Below are 21,930 nucleotides of genomic sequence, written 5' to 3'. Positions count from 1 at the left end.
CACCGTTAAGAAGCGGGTAAGATTCGCTAACCGATTCAGTTTGCTACGCTTTTGAGACTGAACGAAAGCTGTGGATAGCGCGCCCGCGGGATGGAAAATCCGGGGGGCAATCCCTAGGATGGGATATGCATTCGGGATTCGTACCGCTTCGGGTTTTTTCGGCCTACACGATGCTCGAAGGCGCCATCGAACCGAAGGCGATCGCGAAGCGCGCGAAGGAACTGGGGTTTCCGGCGGTCGGGCTGGTCGATCGCAACGGGCTCTACGCCGCGATGTCCTTCTCCGAAGCCTGTGCGAAGGCGGGAATCCAGCCGATCGTGGGTACGCTGCTCGCGGTGCTGCGGCCCGACATGCCCGACGGGGTGAAGCCGGTGATCGACTGGCTGCCGCTGCTGGCGCAGGACGAGACGGGCTATCTGAACCTCTGCGCGCTGGTGTCGATGGCGCATCTCGACCGGCCGATCGAGGAGGACGCCCATGTCACCTTCGATCAGCTTGAGGGGCGGACCGATGGTCTGATCGCGCTGACCGGAGGCGGAGAGGGCGGCCTGACCCGCCTGTTCGCCGAGGGGCAGGATCGCGCCGCCGAGGATTATGCCGACCGGCTCGAGGCGCTGTTCCCCAAGCGGCTCTATGTGGAGCTGGTCCGCCGTCTCGACGAAGTGGAGGGCAAGGCCGAGCCCAGGCTGCTCGACCTGGCCTATGCCCGCGACCTGCCGCTGGTGGCGACCAATCCTAGCTGCTTCGCCGACGAGAATTTCCACGAAGCGCACGATGCGATGCTGTGCATCGCCAGTTCCTCCTATGTCGCCAGCGACGAGCGCCGGAAGAGCTCGCCCGACGCGTGGATGAAGCCCGCGAACGAGATGAAGTCGCTGTTCGCCGACTTGCCCGAAGCGATCGCGAACACCCTAGTCCTCGCGCAGCGCTGCGCGGTGATGGCGCCGAAGCGCAAGCCGATCCTGCCCAGCCTCGCCGGCGACCTCGAAGGCGAAGCGGCCAAGCTGCGCGACGATGCGATCGCGGGCATGGAGATGCGGCTGGAAAAGGCCGGGATCACCGACGAGGAGACCCGCAAGACCTATTTCGAGCGGCTGGCGTTCGAGACCGACGTCATCGTCAGCATGGGCTTTCCTGGCTATTTCCTGATCGTCGCCGACTTCATCAAATGGGCCAAGGACAACGGCATCCCGGTGGGGCCGGGCCGTGGTTCGGGCGCGGGTTCGGCGGTGGCGTGGGCGCTGACCATCACCGATCTCGATCCGATCAAGCTGGGCCTGCTGTTCGAGCGCTTCCTGAACCCGGAGCGCGTGTCGATGCCCGACTTCGACATCGACTTTTGCGAAACCCGGCGTGGCGAGGTCATCCGCTACGTGCAGGAGAAATATGGCCGCGGGCAGGTGGCGCAGATCATCACCTTCGGGACGATGAAGGCCCGCGCGGTGCTTAAGGACGTCGGCCGCGTGCTGCAGATGAGCTATGGCCAGGTCGATCGCCTTGCCAAGCTGATCCCCAACCACCCGACCGATCCCTGGACGCTCGACCGCACGCTGAACGGCGTCAGCGAGTTTCATGCCGAGTACAAGTCGCACGACGATGTGCGGAAGCTGATCGACCTGTCGATGCGGCTGGAAGGCCTGCCGCGGCACAGCTCGACCCACGCCGCCGGCGTGGTGATCGGCGACCGCCCGCTCGCCGAACTCGTCCCCCTCTATCGCGATCCGCGTTCGGACATGCCCGTCACCCAGTTCGACATGAAATATGTCGAGGCGGCCGGGCTGGTGAAATTCGACTTTCTCGGCCTCAAGACGCTGTCGGTGCTGCAAAAGGCGGTGGAACTGCTGTCGGACCGGCATATCGACGTCGATCTCGACACGCTCGCCTGGGACGATCCCGAAGTCTATGCGCTGCTCCAGCGCGGCGACACGGTGGGTGTGTTCCAGCTGGAATCCGAGGGCATGCGTCGCACGCTGACCGCGGTGCGGCCGACCAATTTCGGCGACATCATCGCGCTCGTGTCGCTCTATCGTCCCGGACCGATGGATAACATACCGAGCTTCGGCCATCGCAAGGGCGGGCGCGAAGAGATCGTGTATCCGCATGCCCTGCTGGAAGGCATCCTGTCCGAAACCTACGGGATTTTCGTCTATCAGGAGCAGGTGATGCAGGCCGCACAGATCCTGGCGGGCTATTCGCTGGGCGGCGCCGACATGCTTCGCCGCGCGATGGGCAAGAAGATCAAGGCGGAGATGGATCAGCAGCGAGCGATCTTCGTCGAGGGTTGCGGGAAGAACGACATCAAGCCGGCCAAGGCCAACGAGCTGTTCGACCTGATCGACAAGTTTGCGGGCTATGGCTTCAACAAGTCGCACGCCGCAGCCTACGCACTGCTCGCGTACCAGACGGCATGGCTGAAGGCGCATTACCCGCACGAATTCTATGCCGCCTCGATGTGCTATGACATCGATCAGACCGACAAGCTGGCGATCTTCGCCGACGATATGAAGCGCCTCGGCGTCCAGTGCCTGCCGCCGGACATCAACGCTTCCCTCGCCGATTTCCATGTGCAGGAGCATGAGGGGCAACTCGCGGTCCGCTATGCGCTCGGCGCGCTCAAGGGCGTCGGCGAGAGGGCGATGGCGCAGCTCGTCGAGGAGCGCGATCTCAACGGCCGCTTCGTCTCGCTCGACGATGTCGCGCGCCGCGTCGATCCCCGGCTGCTCAATAAGCGGCAACTCGAAACGCTGGCAGGCGCTGGCGCGTTCGACGGGATCGAGCCCAACCGGCCGGGCGTCTATGCCGCCGCCGAGACGATCCTTGCCGTCGCGCAGCGTACGCATCAGAACCGCACCAGCGGGCAGGGCGGCCTGTTCGGCGAGAGCGAGCAGGGCGGGGGAGCGATCTCGTTGCCCAAGAGCGCCAAATGGTCGCTGTCGGACCGGATCAATGCCGAGCGCGACGCCTTTGGCTATTATTTCTCGGCGCACCCGCTCGATCGCTACCAGCATCTTGCCCGCGCCCAGAGCGCGCGGCCCATCGCAACGCTGGGCGAAGTACCGATCCCGGAGGGACAGCGCGTCGGCGCGATGGTTGCGGCGCTGATCGAGGATGCGCGCTGGCGGACCTCCGCGCGCGGAAACCGCTACATGATGGCCACCATCTCGGACACCAGCGGGCAGGTGCCGGTCAGTTGCTTCGACGAGAGCGTGGCCAACGAAATGGAGGAATGCGCCAAGGCCGGCGGCTGTGCGATCCTGACGCTCGAGATGGACAAGCGCCCCGGCGAGGAAGCCCCGCGTGTGGCGATCCGCCGGGTTCAGTCGTTCGAGAGCATTGCAGGCGCCGCGCGCCTCCATCTCGACCTGACGATCGCCGACGCTTCGGCGCTGCCGCTGCTGGCGAACCTGATCGGCGAACAGCGCGGCGGGCGCTGCACCGTGCAGCTCAAGGTGGCATCGCGCACCGGCGAAACCGCGACGGTGATCCTTGGCCGCAACTTCCGACTGGACGAGGAAATGGTCGATCGCATCCGCGCGTTGCCCGGCATCGCCACGGCCCGGTTCGGCGACGCGGACGCCACTTTGGCTGCGGCCGCCTGAGCAGCCTCAGCGCTGTAGAAGGATCAGCGCCAGGACTGGCCGTTGTCGATCCGCTTGGCGATCCGTTCCCATTCGTCGCGTGTGCGGCAGACGCGGCGTTTGGTGGCCTTTTCGATCAGGCACTCGCGCTGCGTTCTGGTGCGGTCGAGACTACCGGGATCGCGGTTCGAGAAATTCGCGAAGGCAGTGTTGGACCTACCGAGCTGCGCCGGCTGCGCGGCGCTGTCCTTCCATAGCTGGGCGTTGGCCGCCGTGGGAATTGCAAGGAGGACCGTAGCTGCAAGGAACCCGTGCTTCACATTCTGTCTCCGCGATCCGGGACGTGACTTGGCCGGTTGAAGGTGAAAGCGCCTGGCTGAACCGCAGATTAATCGTCTTCGCTCGGGATGTCCGTCGCTCCGCCGCGACGGGCGAGTTCGTCCGGATCGCGCCCTCTCGACTCGGCCCCCGGCTGCGCGGTACGCTTCGTCAAAACAGAATGGAGAGACGTGATGCTGGGCGGGATGCAGGATTTCGAGCTTCGGGTACCCCGGCTGATCGATCACGCCGCGCGCGAGCATTGGGGCCGCGAGATCGTGTCGCGCTGGGCCGATGGCAGCGAGACTCGCACCACCTGGGCCGGGATCGCGCGCGACGCGAAGAAGCTGGCGCAGGCGCTGGAACGGATGGGGCTGAAGCCTGGCGACCGCGTCGCGACGCTGGGCATGAACCACAGCCGTCACCTGGTCGCGTGGTATGGCGCGATCGGAATGGGCGGCGTGATCCACACGATCAACCCGCGCCTGTTCGACGAGCAACTCGTCTATATCGCCAATCATGCCGAGGACCGGGTCCTCATCTATGACAAGGCGTTCCAGCCGATCGTCGACCGGCTGCGCGATCAATGGACCAGCATCGAGCAGTACATCGTGTTCGATGGCGATGGCGCGAGCAGCTTCGAAGCGGTGATCGCGGGCGAGGACGGCAACTATGCCTGGCACGAGGGGCCCGAACGCGATCCCTGTATGCTTTGCTACACCAGCGGCACTACCGGCAATCCCAAGGGTGTGCTCTACACCCACCGTTCGACGGTGATCCATGCGCTGGCCGAAATCCAGCCGGCGGTGTTCGATCTCGACACGCGTGCGGTGGCGCTGCCGGTCGTGCCGATGTTCCATGCTGCGGCTTGGGGTCTGCCCTTCGCGGGCGCGGCGGCGGGCATCAAGTTCGTCTATTCGGCGGTCAACGATCCGGTCGTGCTGTGCGACCTGATGAACCGCGAGAAGGTTACCCATTCGGCCGGGGTGCCGACCGTTTGGCTCGCCATGTTCCAGCATATGGACGCGACCGGCGCGAAGCCCGAGCATCTTCAGCTGGTCACCATCGGCGGATCGGCCGCGCCGCGCGCGATGATCGAGCGGCTGATGAAAATGGGCATCCGGGTCAATCACGCCTGGGGCATGACCGAGACGAGCCCGATCGGCACGATGGGCGCACGCTCGCCGGATTGGGACGATCTGAGCTTCGAGCAGCGGGTCGATCAGGTCTGCCGTCAGGGGCGGGTGCCGTTCGGCGTCGAACTGCGAGTGGTGGACGACGAAGGCGTGGTCCAGCCGCGCGACGGCGTCAGTTCGGGACGGCTCCAGATCCGCGGGCCGTGGATCATCGAGCAATATTTCCAGGATGCGGGGGGGGCTGCGGTCGATGCCGACAACTGGTTCGACACCGGCGATGTCTCGGTTCTCCATCCCGACGGCACGATGCAGATCACCGATCGGGCCAAGGACGTGATCAAGTCCGGCGGCGAGTGGATCAGCTCGGTCGATCTTGAGAACTGCGCAGTCGGATGTGCCGGCGTCGGCGAGGCGGCGGCGATCGGCGTCTATCATCCCAAATGGGACGAGCGGCCGATCCTGCTGGTGGTGCGCAAGCCCGGCAGCGAAGTGACCGCGGACGAAATCCAGGCGCATCTTTCCAAGCATGTCGCGAAATGGTGGCTGCCCGACGAGATCCATTTCGTCGAAAGCCTGCCGCACACCGCGACCGGCAAGCTGCTCAAGACCGCGATCCGCGATCAGTATAAGGACTTCAAGCTGGCGGCGGCCTAAACGCGGGTTGACCGCTGACTCCGGACTGGTCAGTCTGGGTTAAATGGAAACGGTGAACATCGGATCGGCAGGCGTCGAGGGCGTGACCCTTGGCGCGCGGCCGGAGGCAGTTCGCGTCAAGCCGTCGGAGACGGCGGTCGTCGTGATCGACATGCAGAACGCCTATGCCTCGCCCGGCGGCTATGTCGATCAGGCGGGGTTCGACATTTCCGGCGCGGCGGGCGTGATCGGCAAGATCGGCACGGTGTTGGAGACGGCGCGCAAGGCCGGGATCCAGATCGTCTATCTGCAGAATGGCTGGGACCCGGACTACAGGGAAGCCGGCGGCCCCGGATCGCCCAACTGGCACAAGTCGAACGCGCTGAAGACGATGCGGAGGCGGCCCGAGCTTTCGGGTCAGCTGCTGGCGCGGGGCGGCTGGGACTATGACCTGGTCGACGCGCTGAAACCCCAGGATGGCGATATCGTGATCGGCAAGACGCGCTATTCTGCCTTCTTCAATTCGCAGCTCGACAGCATCCTGCGTTCGCGCGGGATCCGCACCATCGTGTTCGTCGGGATCGCCACCAATGTGTGTGTCGAGAGCACGCTGCGCGACGGCTTCCACCTCGAATATTTCGGCGTGATGCTGGAGGATGCGACGCATCATCTCGGGCCGCCGGCGATGCAGGAAGCCACCGTTTACAATGTCGAGAAATTCTTCGGCTGGGTGAGCACGACCGCGGAGTTCTGCGGCTCGTTCGGCCAGCTTCCCACGGAGTAGTTGCATGCCCTTCGAACCGATCAATCCGCCGCAATTCCCGACCCCGATCGCGCCTTATTCTGCCGGGGCGAGGGCGGGGAACACCGTCTATGTCTCCGGCGTGCTGGCGCTGGGCGAGGGCGGTTCGGTGCTGCATGTCGGTGATGCCGCGGCGCAGACCCGGCACATTCTGGAAGTCATCAAGATCACGCTCGAGGCAGGCGGGGCGACGCTGGAGGACGTGGCGATGAACCATATCTTCCTGAAGGACCTTGCCGACTATGCGGCCTTCAACACGGTCTATGCCGAGTATTTCCCCGGGGCGAAGCCGGCGCGCTATTGCATCAAGTGCGAGCTGGTGAAGCCGGAGTGCCTCGTCGAGATCGCCAGCGTGGCCCATATCGGCTGATGCCGCACGCGGGGGGCCTTTACTATGAGGAGCATGGCCCGCCCGACGCGGAGCCGCTGATCCTGTCGTCCGGGCTCGGCGGATCGGCAGGCTACTGGGCTCCCAACCTCCCCGCGCTGGCGGAGCGCCACCGCGTCATCGTCTATGACCATCGCGGCACGGGCCGGTCGGACCGGATGGTCCAGGGCGACCTGACGCTGGAGGCGGCGGGCGACGACATTGTCGCGCTGATGGACGCGCTGGACATTCCGCGCGCCACGCTGATCGGCCATGCGATCGGCGGCATGATGGGGTTGGCGGTTGCGTTGAAGCATCCCGCCCGGCTTTCCCGGATCGTGGTGATCAACGGCTGGGCCAGGCTCGATCCCTATACCGCGCGCTGTTTCGACACGCGGCTGGTGCTGCTGCGCGAAAGCCCGCGTGCCTTCGTTCATGGCCAGCCGATCTTCCTCTTCCCGGCGCAATGGATGTCGGACCATCACGCCCGGCTCGAGGCCGAGGAGGAAGTGCATCTGGCGCATTTCCCCGGCGCGGAGATGGTGGGGCGGCGGATCGCGGCGGCGCGGCGGTTCAACATCGCAGACCGGCTCGGTGAGATCGACGCGCAGGTGCTGCTGATCGCGACCGAGGACGATATGCTGGTGCCGTCCTCCTGCTCCGAAAAACTGGCGAAGGGAATTCCGGGGGCGCAGCTCGCAAAGCTGGCCACCGGCGCGCACGCGGTGAACGTCACCCGGGCGGATCATTTCAACATGTGGCTGCTCGACTGGCTCGACGGCGAATAAAGGACAGAACCCATGCAGGTCGGTGTCTTCGTTCCCATCAACAATAATGGCTGGCTGATCAGCGAGAATGCGCCGCAGTACAAGCCGAGCTTCGACATGAACAAGGCGATCGCGCTGAAGGCCGAGGAACACGGCCTCGATTTCCTCCTGTCGATGATCAAGCTGCGCGGCTTCGGCGGGAAGACCGAATTCTGGGAATATGGCCTGGAGAGCTTCACGCTGATGGCCGGGCTCGCCGCGGTCACCGAGAAGATCAAGATCTACGCCACCTGCCCGACGCTGATCATCCCGCCGGCCTTTGCCGCGCGCATGTGCAACACGATCGACAGCATCAGTCATGGCCGGTTCGGGCTGAACCTGATCACCGGCTGGCAGCGCCCCGAATACAGCCAGATGGGGCTGTGGCCGGGCGACGAGCATTTCCGCAACCGCTACCAGATGCTCGACGAATATGCCCAGATCCTGCGCGAGCTGTGGGAGACGGGGCGCAGCGACCTGAAGGGCGAATATTACCAGATGGACGACTGCCTCGTCCGCCCCAAGCCGACCGGCGACATGAAGATCATCTGTGCCGGATCGTCGGACGAAGGCCTCGCCTTCTCGGCGAAATGGGCGGACTATGCCTTCTGCCTTGGCAAGGGCGTGAACACGCCCAAGGCCTTCGCCTTCAACAACGAACGGCTGGCGGTGGCGACCGAGAAGACCGGGCGCGACGTATCGGTATTCGTGCTGATCATGGTGATCGCCGCGGAGACCGACGAGGAAGCCGAGGCCAAGTGGAAGTCGTACAATGATGGCGTCGATCTCGACGCGATCGCATGGCTTGCCAATCAGGGCGCGGCGGACAAGCACAACGCCACCACCAATGTCCGCCAGCTCGCCGCGCCGGAAGGGGCGGTGAACATCAACATGGGTACGCTGGTGGGCAGCTATGCCAAGGTCGCGGCGATGCTCGACGAGATGGCCGAGGTGCCGAACACCGGCGGCGTGCTGCTGACCTTCGACGACTTCCTCGAAGGCGTCGAGAATTTCGGTACGCGCATCCAGCCGCTGATGAAGAGCCGGAAAAAGGGCTGAGAAGCACCTCCGCCGCCGACGAAAGATGGGCTAGGCGACGCCGCCGGCCGCTGCGATCGTGCGGTTGCTGGTGCGCAGTTTGTCGCCCATCGCGCGGGAGAAGCTGCGTTCCAGCGCAGGCAGCAGATCGGGGTTCGCGGTGAGATAGGCGCGGAGCGCCGGGGCCGGAATGCACCAGAAGCGCGCCGGACCGGCCAGCACGACCGTCGCGGTCGCCGGGCCGCCCGTGAGCACGGTCGCTTCGCCGATCAGATCGCCCGGACCACAGGCCGCGACCTGACTCGATCCCGAAAAGACCTTCGCTTCGCCGCGCGAGAGATACAGCAGCCGTTCGACTGGTTCGCTTTCGCGCGTGAGCATGTCGCCCTCGGCACCGAACAGCCACACGCCCTGATCGATCAGGTGCCGGGCGGTGTGGCGCGGGACGCCGGCAAGGAAGCCGGAAAGCATCGCTTCCTCTTCCTCGCTGAACCGGGCGCGCCGATTGGCGAGAATATCGTTCCCGAGCACGACGAGGCACGCGCCGAGCAAAAGCGCCATCCAGCCGATCGTGGCGGCATCGCCGCTCCACCAGATCGCATGGGCGAGGGCGATGAGCGCGGAAAGCGCGATGAAGATGCGCGGCAGCTTTCGCGACGTCACCACCGCGAGCACCAGCAGTGCGTAGCTCAGCTGAAGGACCAGCGATCCGGTCGTGAACATGCCCCACTCCTTCACTCCGCTCCATCATGGCGCAAGGCGGCGGAGGGGGGAAGCAGCCAATCTTGCGCTTGCGCAACGATTCGGTTAACAGCCCGCCCGTCGCGAGGACCAGACGTCGCCGCGGCACATGGAGAAATGAAGTGTCGGATTTCAATTTCCTATCGGGGCAAACCCCGGGAAGCTTCCGCACCCTCCCGTAACGCGCCCACCCAGGCGCCGCGGGACGGCTGATGCCTCCCACGGAATTCCCACAAACAGATTGACTGAGTCCGGTCGCGAGGCCGGGCAGGGATTGGGTAATCATGGACGAATTCGCAATCGTGCGGAGCCTGCTGCTCCGTGCAACCCGCGATGTCGCGGGTACTTCGGCATTCGCAAAGGGGCTTCGCGCCTGGGCGATGCCGCACAATCGCTGGCTGATGGGAAGCGGCAAGCCCGTGACCTGGCCGGCGCTGCTTGCCGCGCTGAAGGGCGAGCGCGCGCCCGAGCCGCTGCCGCACCCGCTGGTGCAGGCGGATGCGCTGGCGCGCGTGCTGGGGCTGGGCACGGGCGACGCGATCCTGCTGCGCCTGTGCGTGGCGGGCGACCGTTGCCCGCGCGTGGCCCAGCTGTTCCGGGTGATCGGCGAGCATGGGCAGGATATGCCCACGCTGCTCGCCGATCTGGCGGGAATGGAGGTGCACGCCATCCGCCGCAGCCCGGTGCTGCGGCTGGGGCTGGTGCGCCTGATCGGTACGCGCATGGGGAGGATCGATGTCGAGATCGGGTGGACGCTGGAAAAGCTGCTCGACCGTTCGGATGATGCCGAGGAATCGCTGATCACCGCGGTGGTCGGCGCGCGACAGCGCGGGCGGCTGACTCCCGGCGATTTCGTTGGGCATGAAGCCGAAACCGGGCTGCTGGTCCGGCTGTTGCGCGGGGCGATCGCCGAGAAGGCGGCGGGGATCAACATCCTGATCCACGGCCCGCCCGGTACCGGCAAGACCGAACTGGCGCGCACGCTGGCCGATGCGGCGGGCGCCGCGCTGTTCAGCGTGGGCGAGGCGAGCGACGATGGCGAGGAGCCGGGTCGGTGGGAGCGCGTCAATGCGCTCCAGCTGGCGCATCGCGTGCTGGCCGGGCGCAACGACACGGTGCTGCTGTTCGACGAGATGGAGGACCTGATCGGCGATGCCAGTCCCGCGCAGGGCGACTGGTTCAGCCGGCGCGAAGGTTCGAAAATCTTCGTCAACCGGCTGCTGGAAACCAACGCGGTGCCGGTGATCTGGACGACCAATGCGATCGGCAATGTCGATCCGGCGATCCTGCGGCGGATGAGCTTCGTGATGAAGCTGGGCCTGCCCAGCCGTCGCGCGGGCGAACATATGCTCGCCCGGATCGCGGCGGACGAAGCCGTCGTGCTCGACGCCGCCATGACCGATCTGGTCGCGGCGGCGCCGGAAGCCGCGACCGTGCTGCGGGTCGCGGCGCGAGCGGGGCGGCTGGCGGGGGAACAGGTGGACACGCTGGTGTTCGCCAAGGCGCTGTCGTGCGCGTTGCGTGGCGGCGCGATCGTTCAGACCGCGCCGGGGCCGGTCGATCTCGAACTGTACGAGAGCGACCGGAACCTGCCTGCGCTGTTCGACCGGATCACCAGCAAGGATGCGCCGACGGACGTCTCGCTGCTGCTCACCGGGCCTCCGGGCACGGGCAAGACCGCGCTGGCGCACGCCCTTGCGGTGGCGCTCGATCGTCCGCTGATCGTCAAGCGCGCGTCGGACCTGCTGTCCAAATGGGTCGGCGGGACCGAAGGCAACATCGCCGACGCGTTCGAACAGGCCGAGCGCGAAGGCGGCGTGCTGTTCTTCGACGAAGCGGATTCGCTGCTGTTCGACCGGACGACCGCGTCGCAGAGCTGGGAGGTCAGTCAGGTCAACGAACTGCTCACCTGGCTCGACCGGCATCCGCTGCCGTTCGTTGCGGCGAGCAACTTCGCCGGGCGGCTCGATCCCGCGGCGCTGCGGCGCTTCGTGTTCAAGCTGGACCTGCGTCCGTTCGGGCGCGAGCGGGCGGCGGCGGCGTTCGTGCGGTTCTTCGGCATGGCCGCGCCGGCGGCGCTTGGCGATGTGACGAACCTCACCGCCGGCGATTTCGCGGTGGTGAAGCGGCAGTTGCGCTTTGCCGGCAACGTGACGCCCGCCGGGATCGTCGAACGGCTCCGCGGCGAGGCCGATGCCAAGCCCGAGGGCGGGGGCCGGGTTGGCTTCTGAGGCGTGCTTGTCATCCCTCTTCCGTAGGCTATGGTAGCGTTATCATAGGTATGGGAGAGGGATGATGGGCCGAGTGCGGCTGCTGCTGGCGTTCGTGACGCTGGCGCTGAGCGGTGCGGTGATGGCGCAGACGGCACCGGGCGAGCGCTGGGTTGCGGCCTGGGCGACGTCGCAGCAGATTCCCGAACCGCGCAACGCGCTGCCGCCCGAGGATATGAAGGACGCAACGCTGCGGCAGGTGGTGCGCGTGCAGATCGGCGGAAGCCGGCTGCGGGTACGCTTTTCCAATGTCTTCGGCACTGCGCCGCTGCGCATCTCGGCGGCGACGATCGCGCGCGCGCCCGATCCGGCTTCGGCGCGGATCGATGTGGCGAGCCTGAAGAAGCTGACGTTCAACGGGCGCGGCGATGCGACCATCCCGGCAGGGGCCGATTACTGGTCGGATCCGGTGGCGATGCCGATTGCTGAAGGCGCGGACCTGAGCATCTCGATCCACTTGCCCGCCGCACCCGCGCAGCAGACCGGCCATCCCGGATCGCGCGCGACTTCCTATACGCTGGCGGGCGACCACACCCGCGACGCCGAACTGGCGGGGGCGAAGCCGGTCGACCACTGGTATCAGCTTGCGGGGATCGAGATCGACGCGCCGCGCGGATCGGCGGTCGTCGTGCTGGGCGATTCGATCACCGACGGATCGGGGGTGAAGCCCAATACCAACAAGCGCTGGACCGACGCGCTGCAACTGCGGCTGCGCGGTACGGCCGATCTGAACCAGATGGCGGTGCTCAATGCGGGCATCGGCGGCAACCGGCTGCTCGCCGACGGGCTGGGGCCGAACGCAGTCGCGCGGTTCGACCGCGACGTGCTGACTCCGCCGGGCGTGACGCACCTGATCATCCTCGAAGGGGTCAACGATCTCGGCACACTGACTCGCGATGCGCCGGTCAGTCTCGAGGAACATGGCGCGCAGGTCGAGCGGATGATCGGGGCGCTGCGCCAGATGGTGTCGCGCGCCCGGTCGCGCGGGATCATCGCGATCGGCGCGACGATCCTGCCTTATGGCGGATCGGGCTATTATCATCCCGACGCGGCCAACGAAGCCGACCGGCAGGCAGTGAATGCGTGGATCCGCGAGCCGGGCAATTTCGACGCGGTAATCGATTTCGACGCGGTGATGCGCGATCCGCTGCGCCCGACCTTTCTGCGTGCGGAATATGATTCGGGTGACGGGCTGCATCCGTCGATGGCCGGTTATCAGGCGATGGCGAATATGGTGCCGCTCGACCTGCTGACGCCGCGCGCGAAGTGGAAGGGACGGCCGGGGCGGATGGTTCTGCCCAAGGCCGAGCCCGCGCCGATGATCGCCTTCACCTTCGACGATCTGCCCAAGCACACCATCACCCCGCCAGGCGTGTCGCAGGTTCAGGTCGCCGAGCGGATCACCGCGGCGCTGAAGAAGGCCGGCGTGCCGCAGGCCTATGCCTTCATCAACGGCGCCTCGGCCGAACGCGAGCCGGAGACCGCGCCTGCGCTGAAGGTGTGGCGCCACGCCGGTTACCCTCTGGCCAATCACGGGTGGAGCCATGCCAACCTCGCGAATCTGACCGACGAGCAGTTCGCGAGCGAACTGTCGAAGAACGAGCCGCTGCTGCAATCGCTGATGGGCAAGGCCGACTGGCGCTGGTTCCGCTACCCGTTCCTGTCCGAAGCATCGAACGATCCCGCCCGCCGCGCGCGCATCCGCGCGATGCTGGGCGCGCGCGGCTACAAGGTCGCGCCGGTGACGATGGACTTCGGCGACTGGGCCTATAACGAACCCTATGCCCGCTGCATGGCGAAGGGCGACACGGCAGCCGTCGCCGCGCTGGAGAAGGCGTGGATCGAGGACGCCGAGTGGAACGTCGGCCGGTATCGCGCGATGGCGAATGCATTGTACGGGCGCGACATTCCCTATGTGCTGCTGCTCCATGCCGGAGCGTTCGATGCGCACATGCTGCCGCAATTGCTGGAATTGTACCGCAAGCACGGCTTCCGCTTCGTCACGCTGGAGGAGGCGACGCGCGATTCCTATTACCGGGCGGAAGTGAACCCCTCGCTCGCGCCCGATCCGCAGGGTCTTGAGGGCGCTATGGGCGCGAGGAACCTGCCGGTTCCGGCTGGATACAGGAAGCCTGCGCTGGACAGTTTCTGCCGATGAGATAGCTTGGCCGGACCTATGTTCCGCTGGCTGATCTGCGCGCTTGCGCTCACTCTCTTCGCAACGCCCGCCGCGGCACCGGCCGCGGATCGGCCGCAGGTCGAGATTTCGGTCACCCGGGCGGAAAATGGCGAGTGGCTGGTCGAGTACAGGTTCGGCCCGGAAGCGCCCGTCTGGTTCTTTCCGCGATCGTCCGACGACAACAAGGGGGGATCGTGGCGGGTGAAGTCCTGGACGGTCGAAACGCCGGGCGTGAAATTGCAGCGCAGCGCGGGCTTCGACCGGCTGGACGGCGGAGGCAAGCCGCTTACCAGCGTCCGGATCCGCATCCGGCCCTATGTCGATCTGCTGCCGTCGGACTTCACGCCCGCCGTGCGCTTTTCGGACGGCAGCCTCGCGTTCCTCAGCGACAATTTCATGATGCTTCCGGTGGTCAAGGGCCGGACGAATGTGGATGCCGAGCGGCCGGTCACCCGCATCGCGTTCAACGATCCCGGCCGCCGCCTGTTGCTGCGAGGCAAGGCTGCGATCGGCACGGTCAGCCTGCTGATGGATAGCGGCAACACCTATGTCTATGCCGGCGACACGCCGGTGGTCGAAGCACCCAACTACGCCGGTGTGCTCGATGCGGGCCTGCCCGCGTGGATCCGCACCGAGGTGAATGATTTCACCCCGCGCCTGCTGCAATTCTATACCCGCAAGCTGGGCCCGTCGCGCGATGCGCGGCCGCTGGCGATGGTCGCATGGGGCGGCGCGACGGACGATGGCTGGATGCTTGGCGGGCGTGTGCTGGAGGGGATGATCATGATCCAGATCTCCGGCCAGAGCGCGCGGTGGCGCGATTCCAAGAAGCTCGACACGATGCGCGAGTTCATCGGGCACGAGGCCGCGCATTTCTGGCTGGGACGGACGGTGCGCACCAGCAACTCGAACGAGCGCTGGATCACCGAGGGCGGCGCGGACTTCCTCGCCACGCGCGCGCTGGAGGAAATGCTGCCCGACTATGACGTGTACAGCGAATTGCGGCGGATGATGAACGAGTGCCTGATGTCGATCCGGCCCAACCAGTCGCTGTCGAAGGTGGGCGGCCGCGTCGGCAATAATGGTTATTATGGCTGCGGCGCGATGCTGGCGCTGGCGGCCGAACATGCGACGAAGCAGCGCTATCCGCGCTCCGACAGTTTCGAGTTCATCCGCAGCCTGATCCTGGCGAACCGCCGCGACGAGGAAGTGACCGCCGAGGACTGGCTTGCGCGCTTTCAACTGATCACGCGAGACCCCGCTTTGACGGAGGATGTCCGGGTCTTCATCAAGCAGGGCCATCCCGATCCAAAGGCGTTCTTCCGCCGTCTGTTCCGCGCCACCGGCGTTCCGCTCGCGGTCGAGGAGATCCCGATCAAGGAACAGATGCGCGAATAGCCTTTTAGAACAGCACGCCCTGTGCTCCGGCCGGCGGGCGGAACAGGTCGGTGCGCAGGGCGATGCGGGGGCCGTCGAGGCCATAGCGCTTCGCCGCGATATGGAAGCGGGTGCGCAGCAGATCGGCCCAGGCGCCTTGCCCTTTGAACCGCGTGTGGAAATTGGGATCGTTGTCGCGTCCGCCTCGGATCGACTGGATGATCGACATCACCTTGCCCGCGCGATCGGGGAAATGCGTGTCGAGCCAGGCGCGAAACAGCGGGGCGACTTCGTGCGGCAGGCGGACCGGCAGGAAGAAGACGGCGCGCGCACCCGCTTCCGCCGCGCGTTCCATGATATGCTCCATCTCGTGATCGGTGATCGCCGGGATGATCGGCGACATCGAGACGAAGGTGGGGATGCCTGCATCGGTCAGCCTGCGCACCGCCGCGAGGCGCTTTTCCGGATGCGGCGCGCGGGGCTCTACCGTCATGGCCACCTTCGGATCGAGCGATGTGACCGAGATCATCACCGCCGCCAGCCCCTTTGCCGCCATCGGGGCGAGCAGATCGATGTCTCGGATCACGCGATCGGACTTGGTGGTGATCGTCAGCGGATGGCTGGTTTCGGCCAGCACCTCGATACAGGCGCGGGTGATCCGCCATTCCTTCTCGATCGGCTGATAGGGATCGGTATTGGTGCCGAACGCGATCGGCCGGCACACATAGCCTCGCTTCTTCAGTTCCTCGCGCAGCAGGGCGGGGGCATCGGGCTTGGCGAACAGCCGCGTTTCGAAATCGAGACCGGGGGACAAGTCGTGATAGGCGTGCGTCGGCCGGGCGAAGCAATAGATGCAGCCATGCTCGCACCCCCGATACGGATTGATCGAGCGATCGAACGCGATGTCGGGCGACGCGTTGCGCGTGATGATCGTCTTCGGCTTCTCCACCGTCACGGTGGTGCGCAATGGCGGCGGGCCATCGTCCACCAGCTCGCGATCGTCCAGCCAGTCGCCGTCGGATTCGCGTTCGGGCAGGTTGAACCGTCTGCTCTCCCGGTTCAGCGTCGCGCCGTGGGTGGGACGAGTCTTTGCCATTGCCAGAGGCTAGGCGCACGACTAGAACATAGCAAGAACATTGAAAGGAACAAGATGCTTCGGATCAGCTATGTCGAACTGCCGGTGAAGGATGTGGCGGGCGTGCGCGATTTCTATGCGGGCGCGTTCGGATGGGACTTCACCGATTTCGGGCCGGAATATTCGGCGACCACGAGCGGGGATACCGATCTGGGCCTGAACGGCGACCAGGAACAGGCGACCGCCGGCATCCTGCCGATCATCGAGGTGACCGAGGATCTGGAGGGCGCGCTGGAGAAGGTCGTAGCGGCGGGGGGCACGATCACCCTGCCGATCTTCCCCTATCCGGGCGGACGGCGTTTCCACTTCAAGGACCCGCACGGGCATGAACTGGGCGTGTTCATCAATGAGCCGGAAGCGCACTGACCGGCACAATCGGCACATTGCAGCGGCTCCCCCGCATGTTAGGCTGAGCGCCTGATTTCGGGGGAGTTGCCATGCGTATCGTTTATCTCGCCGCCGCCGCTGCGGCTCTGCTGGTCACGACCGGCGCCGCGCAGGCGCAGGACCGCAAGCCTTGCGGCGAGGGGCTGGTATGCGCCAGCGATCCCGCCACGGTGATGCGTGCGATGGAGAAGGCTGGCCTCAAGCCCAAGCAGACCGTCGACAAGCAGGGCGATCCGATGATCGAGAGCGACGAGGCCGCCTATCATTTCGACGTCTATTTCTATGGCTGCGAGCAGAACAAGAATTGCGATTCGCTGCGGTTCGAAGTGACGTTCAAGAAGGAAGCCGAGAATAGCGCGGACCTCGCCAATCGCTGGAACCGCAGCAAGCGCTTCCTTCAGGCTTCAGTGCCCGAGGATGGGCGGTTTCTGGTCGCCTATGACGTGGCGACGATCGGCGGGCTGAACGAACGCAATTTCGCCGATGTGCTCGACTGGTGGAGCTCGATGCTCGGCGAACTGGGCGAGTTCTTCCAGAAGGAACTGGACCTCAAGCCGAAGGCCTGAGTCCGGTGCGGATGCGCGTTCGGTGACGATCGCGCGAACCGGTGCGGTTGACACGGTTGACACCTAGAATGGGAAAAAACAGCCTTCCCGAAAAATCGGATAAAGGTGGGGTTCGTTACCATTTCAAAGAGCGGCCGGTTAGCGGCGGTGGCGGCGAGCCAAGCAGGCGGAATCCAACATTGCAAGGGCGTGGAGTGGAGGGCGGCTGGTTAGCCTATGGCGTCATCCCCGCGAACGCGGGGATCCCGCTTCTTCTCTGCGTTCGTCAAATTGACGACGATCGTCCGGTTTGCAGACCTGGCGCGGTTTGGCGGCTTTTTGCCCCCGAAGCAGGCGGACTCTTCAACCTGCCGCGCGGCCCGTCTTCCTTTGGGAGAGGGTGATGAGGGTCTATTCTAGTCGCCCAACCAATCAGTTGTGATCTCACCCCTATGCCCCTCTGGCGCCAGCGCGGCGCGCAGCGCCTCCAGCAGAGGCGGCAGCGCCTGCGTGAAGGCGTATGGCGGGTTGACGATATAAAGGCCCGCGCCGTTATAGATGCCGGGCTGATCGCGATCGTACAGCCAATGCTCCACGGTCAGAAATTTCGGGATGCCGAGTCTGCGTAGCTGTCCCGTCCAGCGCACATGCGTCTCGCGGTCCTTCAGCGGATACCAGATCACCGTCACCCCATGCGCCCATTTGCGGTGAGCGGCGGCGAGGGTTGCGGTGATACGGGCGCGTTCGTCCGTCTGCTCATAAGGCGGGTCGACCACCACCACGCCGCGCGCGGTGCGGGTCGGCAGCATCGCCAGCCAAAACTCGTAGGCGTCGCGCTCATGCACGGCGGCGGATGTGCCTCGCATCACGCCGCGCAGCGTATAGGCGTCTTCGGGATGCTTTTCGTTCAGGATCAGGAAGTCCTGCGGACGCAGAAGCTGCGCCAGGATCTGCGGCGAACCCGGGTATAACTGCGGCTCGGCCCCGGCATTCACCGTCTGTACGGCGGCGCGATAGTCGTTCAGCAAGGGGTTCGGGTCGGCAAAGGCCCGCACCACACCCTGCATGGACTCGCCGGTGCGTTGGGCTTCGTCGCCACCAAGGTCGTACAGCCCGCAGCCGGCATGGGTATCGATCAGCGTCAGCGCGCCCTCTTTGTGCTGCAAGGCTCGCACGAGAGCGATCAGCAGGCTGTGTTTCACGACATCGGCGCTATTGCCAGCATGGAAGGAATGGCGATAATTCATTGTGATTCCAAAATCCTGACGGCCTGCCTTGATATCAACTGCTGGGCGCAGAAGCCGAGCGCGATGCGATTGAGGCAACCAATCCGGTGCTCGTAACCAGTCGGGTGGAAACCTTCAAAGCACTTCTGCGGGAGGCCTCAAGCTCCGTTAAGCGATCGCGATCAGAGGCGGAGGCGCGGTCGGACGACTGCTTTCCACCCGTTACCAGCCGCAAGCGGCTGGGTTTGTGGAGATCGCCGGAAAGGAGCGCGACCCTGCCTTTCCCGGGATGACCCCGGGGTCAGCGCTCCGTCAGCCGCGGCAGCAGTTCGACGAAGTTGCAGGGCCGGTGGCGGATGTCGAGCTGGTCGCGCAGGATGCCGTCCCAGCCGTCTTTCACCGCGCCGGTCGAGCCGGGCAGGGCGAAGATATAGGTGCCGCGCGCGACGCCCGCAGTGGCGCGGGACTGGATCGTCGAGGTGCCGATGCTCTGGTAGCTGAGCCAGCGGAACAGTTCGCCAAAGCCGGGGATTTCCTTGTCCCAGACGCGGGCCAACGCCTCCGGCGTGATGTCGCGGCCGGTGACGCCGGTGCCGCCTGTGGTGAGGATTACGTCCACGCCCGCATCGTCGATCCACGCGTGAAGCTTGCCGACGATCTGATCGGGATCGTCGGTGACGATCGCGCGGTCGGCCAGGATATGGCCCGCGCCGGTGAGGCGTTCGACCAACGTGTCGCCAGAGCGGTCGTCGGCCAGCGTGCGCGTGTCCGAAATGGTCAGCACCGCGATCCGGACGGGCTGGAAGCTGCGGGACTCGTCGATCGGCATGATCAGTAGGAAGGCGAGCGTCCGCCGATCCGGACGGCGGTCGCGCCGGGAAGGCCCGGGAAGCGCGGCCACATGCCATCGACCAGCGCGGCGCGGCTGTTCGACGTCCGGCCTTCCTGCAGCTCGTACATCCAGTAGTTGCGCAGCACGATCATCACGTAGCCGCGCGTCTCCCAGTACGGAATGCTCTCGATATAGAGCAGGGGATCGCCATTATCGCGGATCGTACTGTTCCAGTTGGTGACCGGAGTCGGTCCGGCATTGTACGCCGCGACCACCTTGGGCAGCAGGCCGCCGGTGAAGGCGGAATCGCGCAACTGCTCGATATAGGACTGGCCCAGCTCCATATTGGCGGAGGGGTTGGTCAGATCGGCGCTGTTGTAGCGCGTGCCGCGACGGCGGCTGACATCGACTGCCGCGATCGGCTTGACCTGAAGCAGGCCGACCGCGCCGGCGGCGCTGCGGATCTCGGAATTGAAGCGCGATTCCTGGAGCGTGTGGGCGTAAACCAAGTTGCGATCGACGCGCCAGCCGCCGTCGGGCGTCCAGTCGGGCTTGGGATAGCGCGCCTCGACCAGCGGCTTCGCCCCGGCGGGGCCGTTGTGCGACAGCCAGAGCTGGGTCGCGGGCAGGTTCATCCGGCCGGCGAGGCGGCTGAGCGCGGCGTGATCCTGCGCATTGCCGAGCTTCGCCTGATGGCGGAGCACTTCGTCGGCGAGGCGGTTTTCGCCGATCTCGACCAGCGCCGCAGCGACGCGGACGTTCGGGCGGCGCTCCAGCGAACGCCAGTCGTCGGAGACGCGTTCGCCGCGCGCGGGCTTGTCCTCGATGCCGAGCGCCTGACGGGCGAGCAGGCCGTAGAAGGTCTCGCCATATTGCGCCGCACCGTTCAGGTGCGCCGCGACCCGCTCGGGCCGGCCGCAGGCCATGTCGGCGCGCGAGGCCCAGTAAAGCCCGGCGGAGCGGAGTTCGACGTCGTTCGCTTCGCGCGAGACAGCGATGAAGGCATCGCCCGCGCCTTCGCAATCCTTCTGACGCCAGGCGGCGAGGCCGCCGACCCAGTGCGCGGTGACGCGCCAGTCGCCGCTGCCCTGCTGCGCCTTGGCCGCGACGCGGCGCGCATTGGCGTCGTCGCCGGCGACATAATAGACCCAGGCAACCTTCTGCTGCCATTCGGTACGGGCATCGTCGGTGAGATCGGGGCTGAAGCGTTCGACGAGAGCTTCGGCGGAGACACCGTCATCGGCCTTGATGAAAGGCTGGATGGCGAGGGCGACTTCGGTCGAGGCGCTGTCGCTGCGCACGGTGCGGACGCGCTGGCGGACCGGCGCGGCGTCGAACCAGACGAGGCGCGTGGTGCTGGGCAGCGCCGGCACATTGGTCGCGCCGCGATTGAGCGCCATGCGGCTGAGCTGATCGGCCTGGGGCAGTTCGGGCGCTTCGGACAGGAGCTGGAGCAGCGGCGCTAGATCTACCTTGGGCGAATTGCGGGCGGTATAGAGCTCGGCGCGGGCGATCGCGTGGAGCGGGCCGGGCTTCATCGCATTGAGCTGAAGCGTGGCGTCGGCCCAGCGCCCGGCGCGGATCGCGGCGAAGACGGCGCGATATCCCGCGCGCTGTTCGGTGTCGAGCTGATCGGGAATGCCATCGCCGTCGCGCTTCTTCGCGGCAGGCGCGACGGGCAGGGAGTCGCCGTCGCGAACCGCCTTGTTGAGCTTCGAGAGATCGAGCGGGGCGGCGGGAACGCTGAGATCGTCCTCGGCGACAAGGCGGTCTTCCGCATGGGCGGACAATGGAGTCGCCAGCAAGGCGGCGACCAGGGCGATACGCAAATTCACTGGCTGGTTCCCCGGCTCAACAGCAACAATTGTCTCCAGGCATCGGCCTTGCCCGCGGGGTGATCCAGCAGGAAGCGCGGATGACGGATCGTCACACCGTCTGTATTTCCACCAGAATGTTTAATGTCACGTATGCCATTTAGCGAAGCTGAACCATCCGCCGCGCCACCGACACGGTTCGCCGTCTGGCCGAGGATCAGCAGCTTCTTGGGCGAAACCAGCCCGATGTGATGCAGCGCCAGCGAGATCAGCCGTTCTTCCTGCTCGGGCGGGATGCGGCCGCCGATCGGACAGGCCGTGGCGACCGACGCAATATAGGCCGAATCGCGCGACTCGCCGATCGCCGCGAGCATCCGGTCGAGCAGCCGGCCCGGCGCGCCGCCGGTCAGCGATTCGGTGTCGCCGGCCTCGGGCATGTCGGTGAGGATCATCAGCGGCGCGTCCGGAGACCCCTGCGGCCCGACGCGCGGGGTCATCCATCCGGCCTCGGGGGCGTCCTCGCCCAGTCGCCATGCGACGAACGCCTCCAGCGTATCGGGGAGCTTTTCCTCGACCGGTTCCGCTACGGCGTCAGGGGTCGCCGCGGCTTCGCGCTTGACGACTGGCGGGGCCAGCCAGTCGCGCGGTTCGTCGTCCGCGAGCATGTCCACGCCCGCGTCCGACCACCAGTCGAGCACGCTTGCGGCGCCGGTGCGCCAGTCGGTTGTCAGTTCCGCCCCCATATG

General features: G+C 65.9%; 18 protein-coding genes. 11 read left to right on the top strand and 7 right to left on the bottom strand.

Annotated features, from left to right (window positions below; translation table 11 throughout):
* The first annotated feature begins 125 nt into the window (after nt 1–125).
* Complete coding sequence (gene dnaE / locus HHL13_RS06830) at nt 126–3,599, top strand: DNA polymerase III subunit alpha (RefSeq protein WP_169554958.1); 3,474 nt, start codon at nt 126–128, stop codon at nt 3,597–3,599.
* 23 nt (nt 3,600–3,622) lie between these two features.
* Here dnaE and HHL13_RS06825 read toward each other — a convergent pair whose 3' ends face one another.
* Entirely contained in the window at nt 3,623–3,898 is a 276-nt protein-coding gene (locus tag HHL13_RS06825) for a hypothetical protein (RefSeq protein ID WP_169554957.1), read from the bottom strand.
* A gap of 192 nt (nt 3,899–4,090) precedes the next feature.
* On the opposite strand from HHL13_RS06825, the gene HHL13_RS06820 reads away from it, so the two are divergent.
* From HHL13_RS06820 to rutA, 5 genes are read left to right on the top strand one after another with little or no spacing between them, the layout of a single operon-like run.
* Entirely contained in the window at nt 4,091–5,686 is a 1,596-nt protein-coding gene (locus tag HHL13_RS06820) for a long-chain fatty acid--CoA ligase (RefSeq protein ID WP_169554956.1), read from the top strand.
* 43 nt (nt 5,687–5,729) lie between these two features.
* Nucleotides 5,730–6,449, top strand: coding sequence for a pyrimidine utilization protein B (rutB, locus tag HHL13_RS06815; RefSeq protein WP_169554955.1), 720 nt, complete (start codon nt 5,730–5,732; stop codon nt 6,447–6,449).
* Nucleotides 6,450–6,453: 4 nt separating this feature from the next.
* Nucleotides 6,454–6,837 carry a pyrimidine utilization protein C gene (rutC, locus tag HHL13_RS06810; protein WP_169554954.1) on the top strand — a complete coding sequence of 128 codons (384 nt, stop codon included), beginning with the start codon at nt 6,454–6,456 and terminating at the stop codon, nt 6,835–6,837.
* Nucleotides 6,837–7,622: a pyrimidine utilization protein D gene (gene rutD, locus HHL13_RS06805; RefSeq protein WP_169554953.1), complete on the top strand. Its 786-nt coding sequence runs from the start codon at nt 6,837–6,839 to the stop codon at nt 7,620–7,622. The genes rutC and rutD overlap by 1 nt, the downstream gene beginning before the upstream one ends.
* Before the next feature lie 12 nt (nt 7,623–7,634).
* On the top strand, nt 7,635–8,699 hold the full coding sequence (gene rutA / locus HHL13_RS06800; protein WP_169554952.1) for a pyrimidine utilization protein A: 1,065 nt from the start codon (nt 7,635–7,637) through the stop codon (nt 8,697–8,699).
* A 30-nt stretch (nt 8,700–8,729) separates the two neighbouring features.
* Here rutA and HHL13_RS06795 read toward each other — a convergent pair whose 3' ends face one another.
* Nucleotides 8,730–9,401, bottom strand: a complete 672-nt coding sequence (locus HHL13_RS06795; protein ID WP_169554951.1) for a cyclic nucleotide-binding domain-containing protein — start codon at nt 9,399–9,401, stop codon at nt 8,730–8,732.
* 302 nt (nt 9,402–9,703) lie between these two features.
* Between HHL13_RS06795 and HHL13_RS06790 the strand changes: the two genes are divergently transcribed.
* The 3 genes from HHL13_RS06790 to HHL13_RS06775 all read left to right on the top strand — a co-directional run bounded on the left by HHL13_RS06790 (nt 9,704) and on the right by HHL13_RS06775 (nt 15,266).
* Nucleotides 9,704–11,650: an ATP-binding protein gene (locus tag HHL13_RS06790; protein ID WP_169554950.1), complete on the top strand. Its 1,947-nt coding sequence runs from the start codon at nt 9,704–9,706 to the stop codon at nt 11,648–11,650.
* Between the two features lie 61 nt (nt 11,651–11,711).
* A complete protein-coding gene (locus HHL13_RS22820; RefSeq protein WP_206376856.1) occupies nt 11,712–13,847 on the top strand; it encodes a GDSL-type esterase/lipase family protein in 2,136 nt (711 codons plus the stop codon).
* Between the two features lie 18 nt (nt 13,848–13,865).
* Complete coding sequence (locus HHL13_RS06775) at nt 13,866–15,266, top strand: M1 family aminopeptidase (RefSeq protein ID WP_169554949.1); 1,401 nt, start codon at nt 13,866–13,868, stop codon at nt 15,264–15,266.
* 4 nt (nt 15,267–15,270) lie between these two features.
* Here the strand turns inward: HHL13_RS06775 and HHL13_RS06770 are convergent, their stop codons facing one another.
* On the bottom strand, nt 15,271–16,341 hold the full coding sequence (locus HHL13_RS06770; RefSeq protein WP_169554948.1) for a PA0069 family radical SAM protein: 1,071 nt from the start codon (nt 16,339–16,341) through the stop codon (nt 15,271–15,273).
* Between the two features lie 54 nt (nt 16,342–16,395).
* On the opposite strand from HHL13_RS06770, the gene HHL13_RS06765 reads away from it, so the two are divergent.
* Nucleotides 16,396–16,746: a VOC family protein gene (locus tag HHL13_RS06765; protein ID WP_169554947.1), complete on the top strand. Its 351-nt coding sequence runs from the start codon at nt 16,396–16,398 to the stop codon at nt 16,744–16,746.
* Nucleotides 16,747–16,817: 71 nt separating this feature from the next.
* Complete coding sequence (locus tag HHL13_RS06760; protein ID WP_169554946.1) at nt 16,818–17,333, top strand: YbjN domain-containing protein; 516 nt, start codon at nt 16,818–16,820, stop codon at nt 17,331–17,333.
* Nucleotides 17,334–17,728: 395 nt separating this feature from the next.
* Here the strand turns inward: HHL13_RS06760 and rlmJ are convergent, their stop codons facing one another.
* From rlmJ to HHL13_RS06740, 4 genes are all read right to left on the bottom strand, one after another.
* Complete coding sequence (gene rlmJ / locus HHL13_RS06755; RefSeq protein ID WP_169554945.1) at nt 17,729–18,559, bottom strand: 23S rRNA (adenine(2030)-N(6))-methyltransferase RlmJ; 831 nt, start codon at nt 18,557–18,559, stop codon at nt 17,729–17,731.
* A gap of 280 nt (nt 18,560–18,839) precedes the next feature.
* Nucleotides 18,840–19,367 (bottom strand): molybdenum cofactor biosynthesis protein B, encoded by a 528-nt coding sequence (moaB, locus tag HHL13_RS06750; protein ID WP_169554944.1) that lies wholly within the window; start codon nt 19,365–19,367, stop codon nt 18,840–18,842.
* Nucleotides 19,368–19,369: 2 nt separating this feature from the next.
* A complete protein-coding gene (locus HHL13_RS06745; RefSeq protein WP_169554943.1) occupies nt 19,370–21,205 on the bottom strand; it encodes a lytic transglycosylase domain-containing protein in 1,836 nt (611 codons plus the stop codon).
* Nucleotides 21,202–21,927: a uracil-DNA glycosylase family protein gene (locus HHL13_RS06740; protein WP_169554942.1), complete on the bottom strand. Its 726-nt coding sequence runs from the start codon at nt 21,925–21,927 to the stop codon at nt 21,202–21,204. Before HHL13_RS06740 ends, HHL13_RS06745 begins: the two co-directional genes overlap by 4 nt.
* Between the last annotated feature and the right edge of the window lie 3 nt (nt 21,928–21,930).

This window comes from Sphingomonas sp. G-3-2-10, assembly GCF_012927115.1.
Lineage (GTDB): Bacteria > Pseudomonadota > Alphaproteobacteria > Sphingomonadales > Sphingomonadaceae > Sphingomonas.
The sequence above is the reverse complement of the archived record's forward strand: the minus strand, read 5'-3'. Positions and strand labels throughout refer to the sequence as shown.

Coding starts and splice junctions, on each gene's coding strand:
- rutC (WP_169554954.1), top strand. CDS start 6,454: ATGCCCTTCGAACCGATCAATCCGCCGCAATTCCCGACCCCGATCGCG.
- HHL13_RS06820 (WP_169554956.1), top strand. CDS start 4,091: ATGCTGGGCGGGATGCAGGATTTCGAGCTTCGGGTACCCCGGCTGATC.
- HHL13_RS06740 (WP_169554942.1), bottom strand. CDS start 21,927: ATGGGGGCGGAACTGACAACCGACTGGCGCACCGGCGCCGCAAGCGTG.
- rutA (WP_169554952.1), top strand. CDS start 7,635: ATGCAGGTCGGTGTCTTCGTTCCCATCAACAATAATGGCTGGCTGATC.
- rutD (WP_169554953.1), top strand. CDS start 6,837: ATGCCGCACGCGGGGGGCCTTTACTATGAGGAGCATGGCCCGCCCGAC.
- dnaE (WP_169554958.1), top strand. CDS start 126: ATGCATTCGGGATTCGTACCGCTTCGGGTTTTTTCGGCCTACACGATG.
- moaB (WP_169554944.1), bottom strand. CDS start 19,367: ATGCCGATCGACGAGTCCCGCAGCTTCCAGCCCGTCCGGATCGCGGTG.
- HHL13_RS06770 (WP_169554948.1), bottom strand. CDS start 16,341: ATGGCAAAGACTCGTCCCACCCACGGCGCGACGCTGAACCGGGAGAGC.
- HHL13_RS06790 (WP_169554950.1), top strand. CDS start 9,704: ATGGACGAATTCGCAATCGTGCGGAGCCTGCTGCTCCGTGCAACCCGC.
- rutB (WP_169554955.1), top strand. CDS start 5,730: ATGGAAACGGTGAACATCGGATCGGCAGGCGTCGAGGGCGTGACCCTT.
- HHL13_RS06760 (WP_169554946.1), top strand. CDS start 16,818: ATGCGTATCGTTTATCTCGCCGCCGCCGCTGCGGCTCTGCTGGTCACG.
- HHL13_RS06795 (WP_169554951.1), bottom strand. CDS start 9,401: ATGTTCACGACCGGATCGCTGGTCCTTCAGCTGAGCTACGCACTGCTG.
- HHL13_RS22820 (WP_206376856.1), top strand. CDS start 11,712: ATGATGGGCCGAGTGCGGCTGCTGCTGGCGTTCGTGACGCTGGCGCTG.
- rlmJ (WP_169554945.1), bottom strand. CDS start 18,559: ATGAATTATCGCCATTCCTTCCATGCTGGCAATAGCGCCGATGTCGTG.
- HHL13_RS06775 (WP_169554949.1), top strand. CDS start 13,866: ATGTTCCGCTGGCTGATCTGCGCGCTTGCGCTCACTCTCTTCGCAACG.
- HHL13_RS06765 (WP_169554947.1), top strand. CDS start 16,396: ATGCTTCGGATCAGCTATGTCGAACTGCCGGTGAAGGATGTGGCGGGC.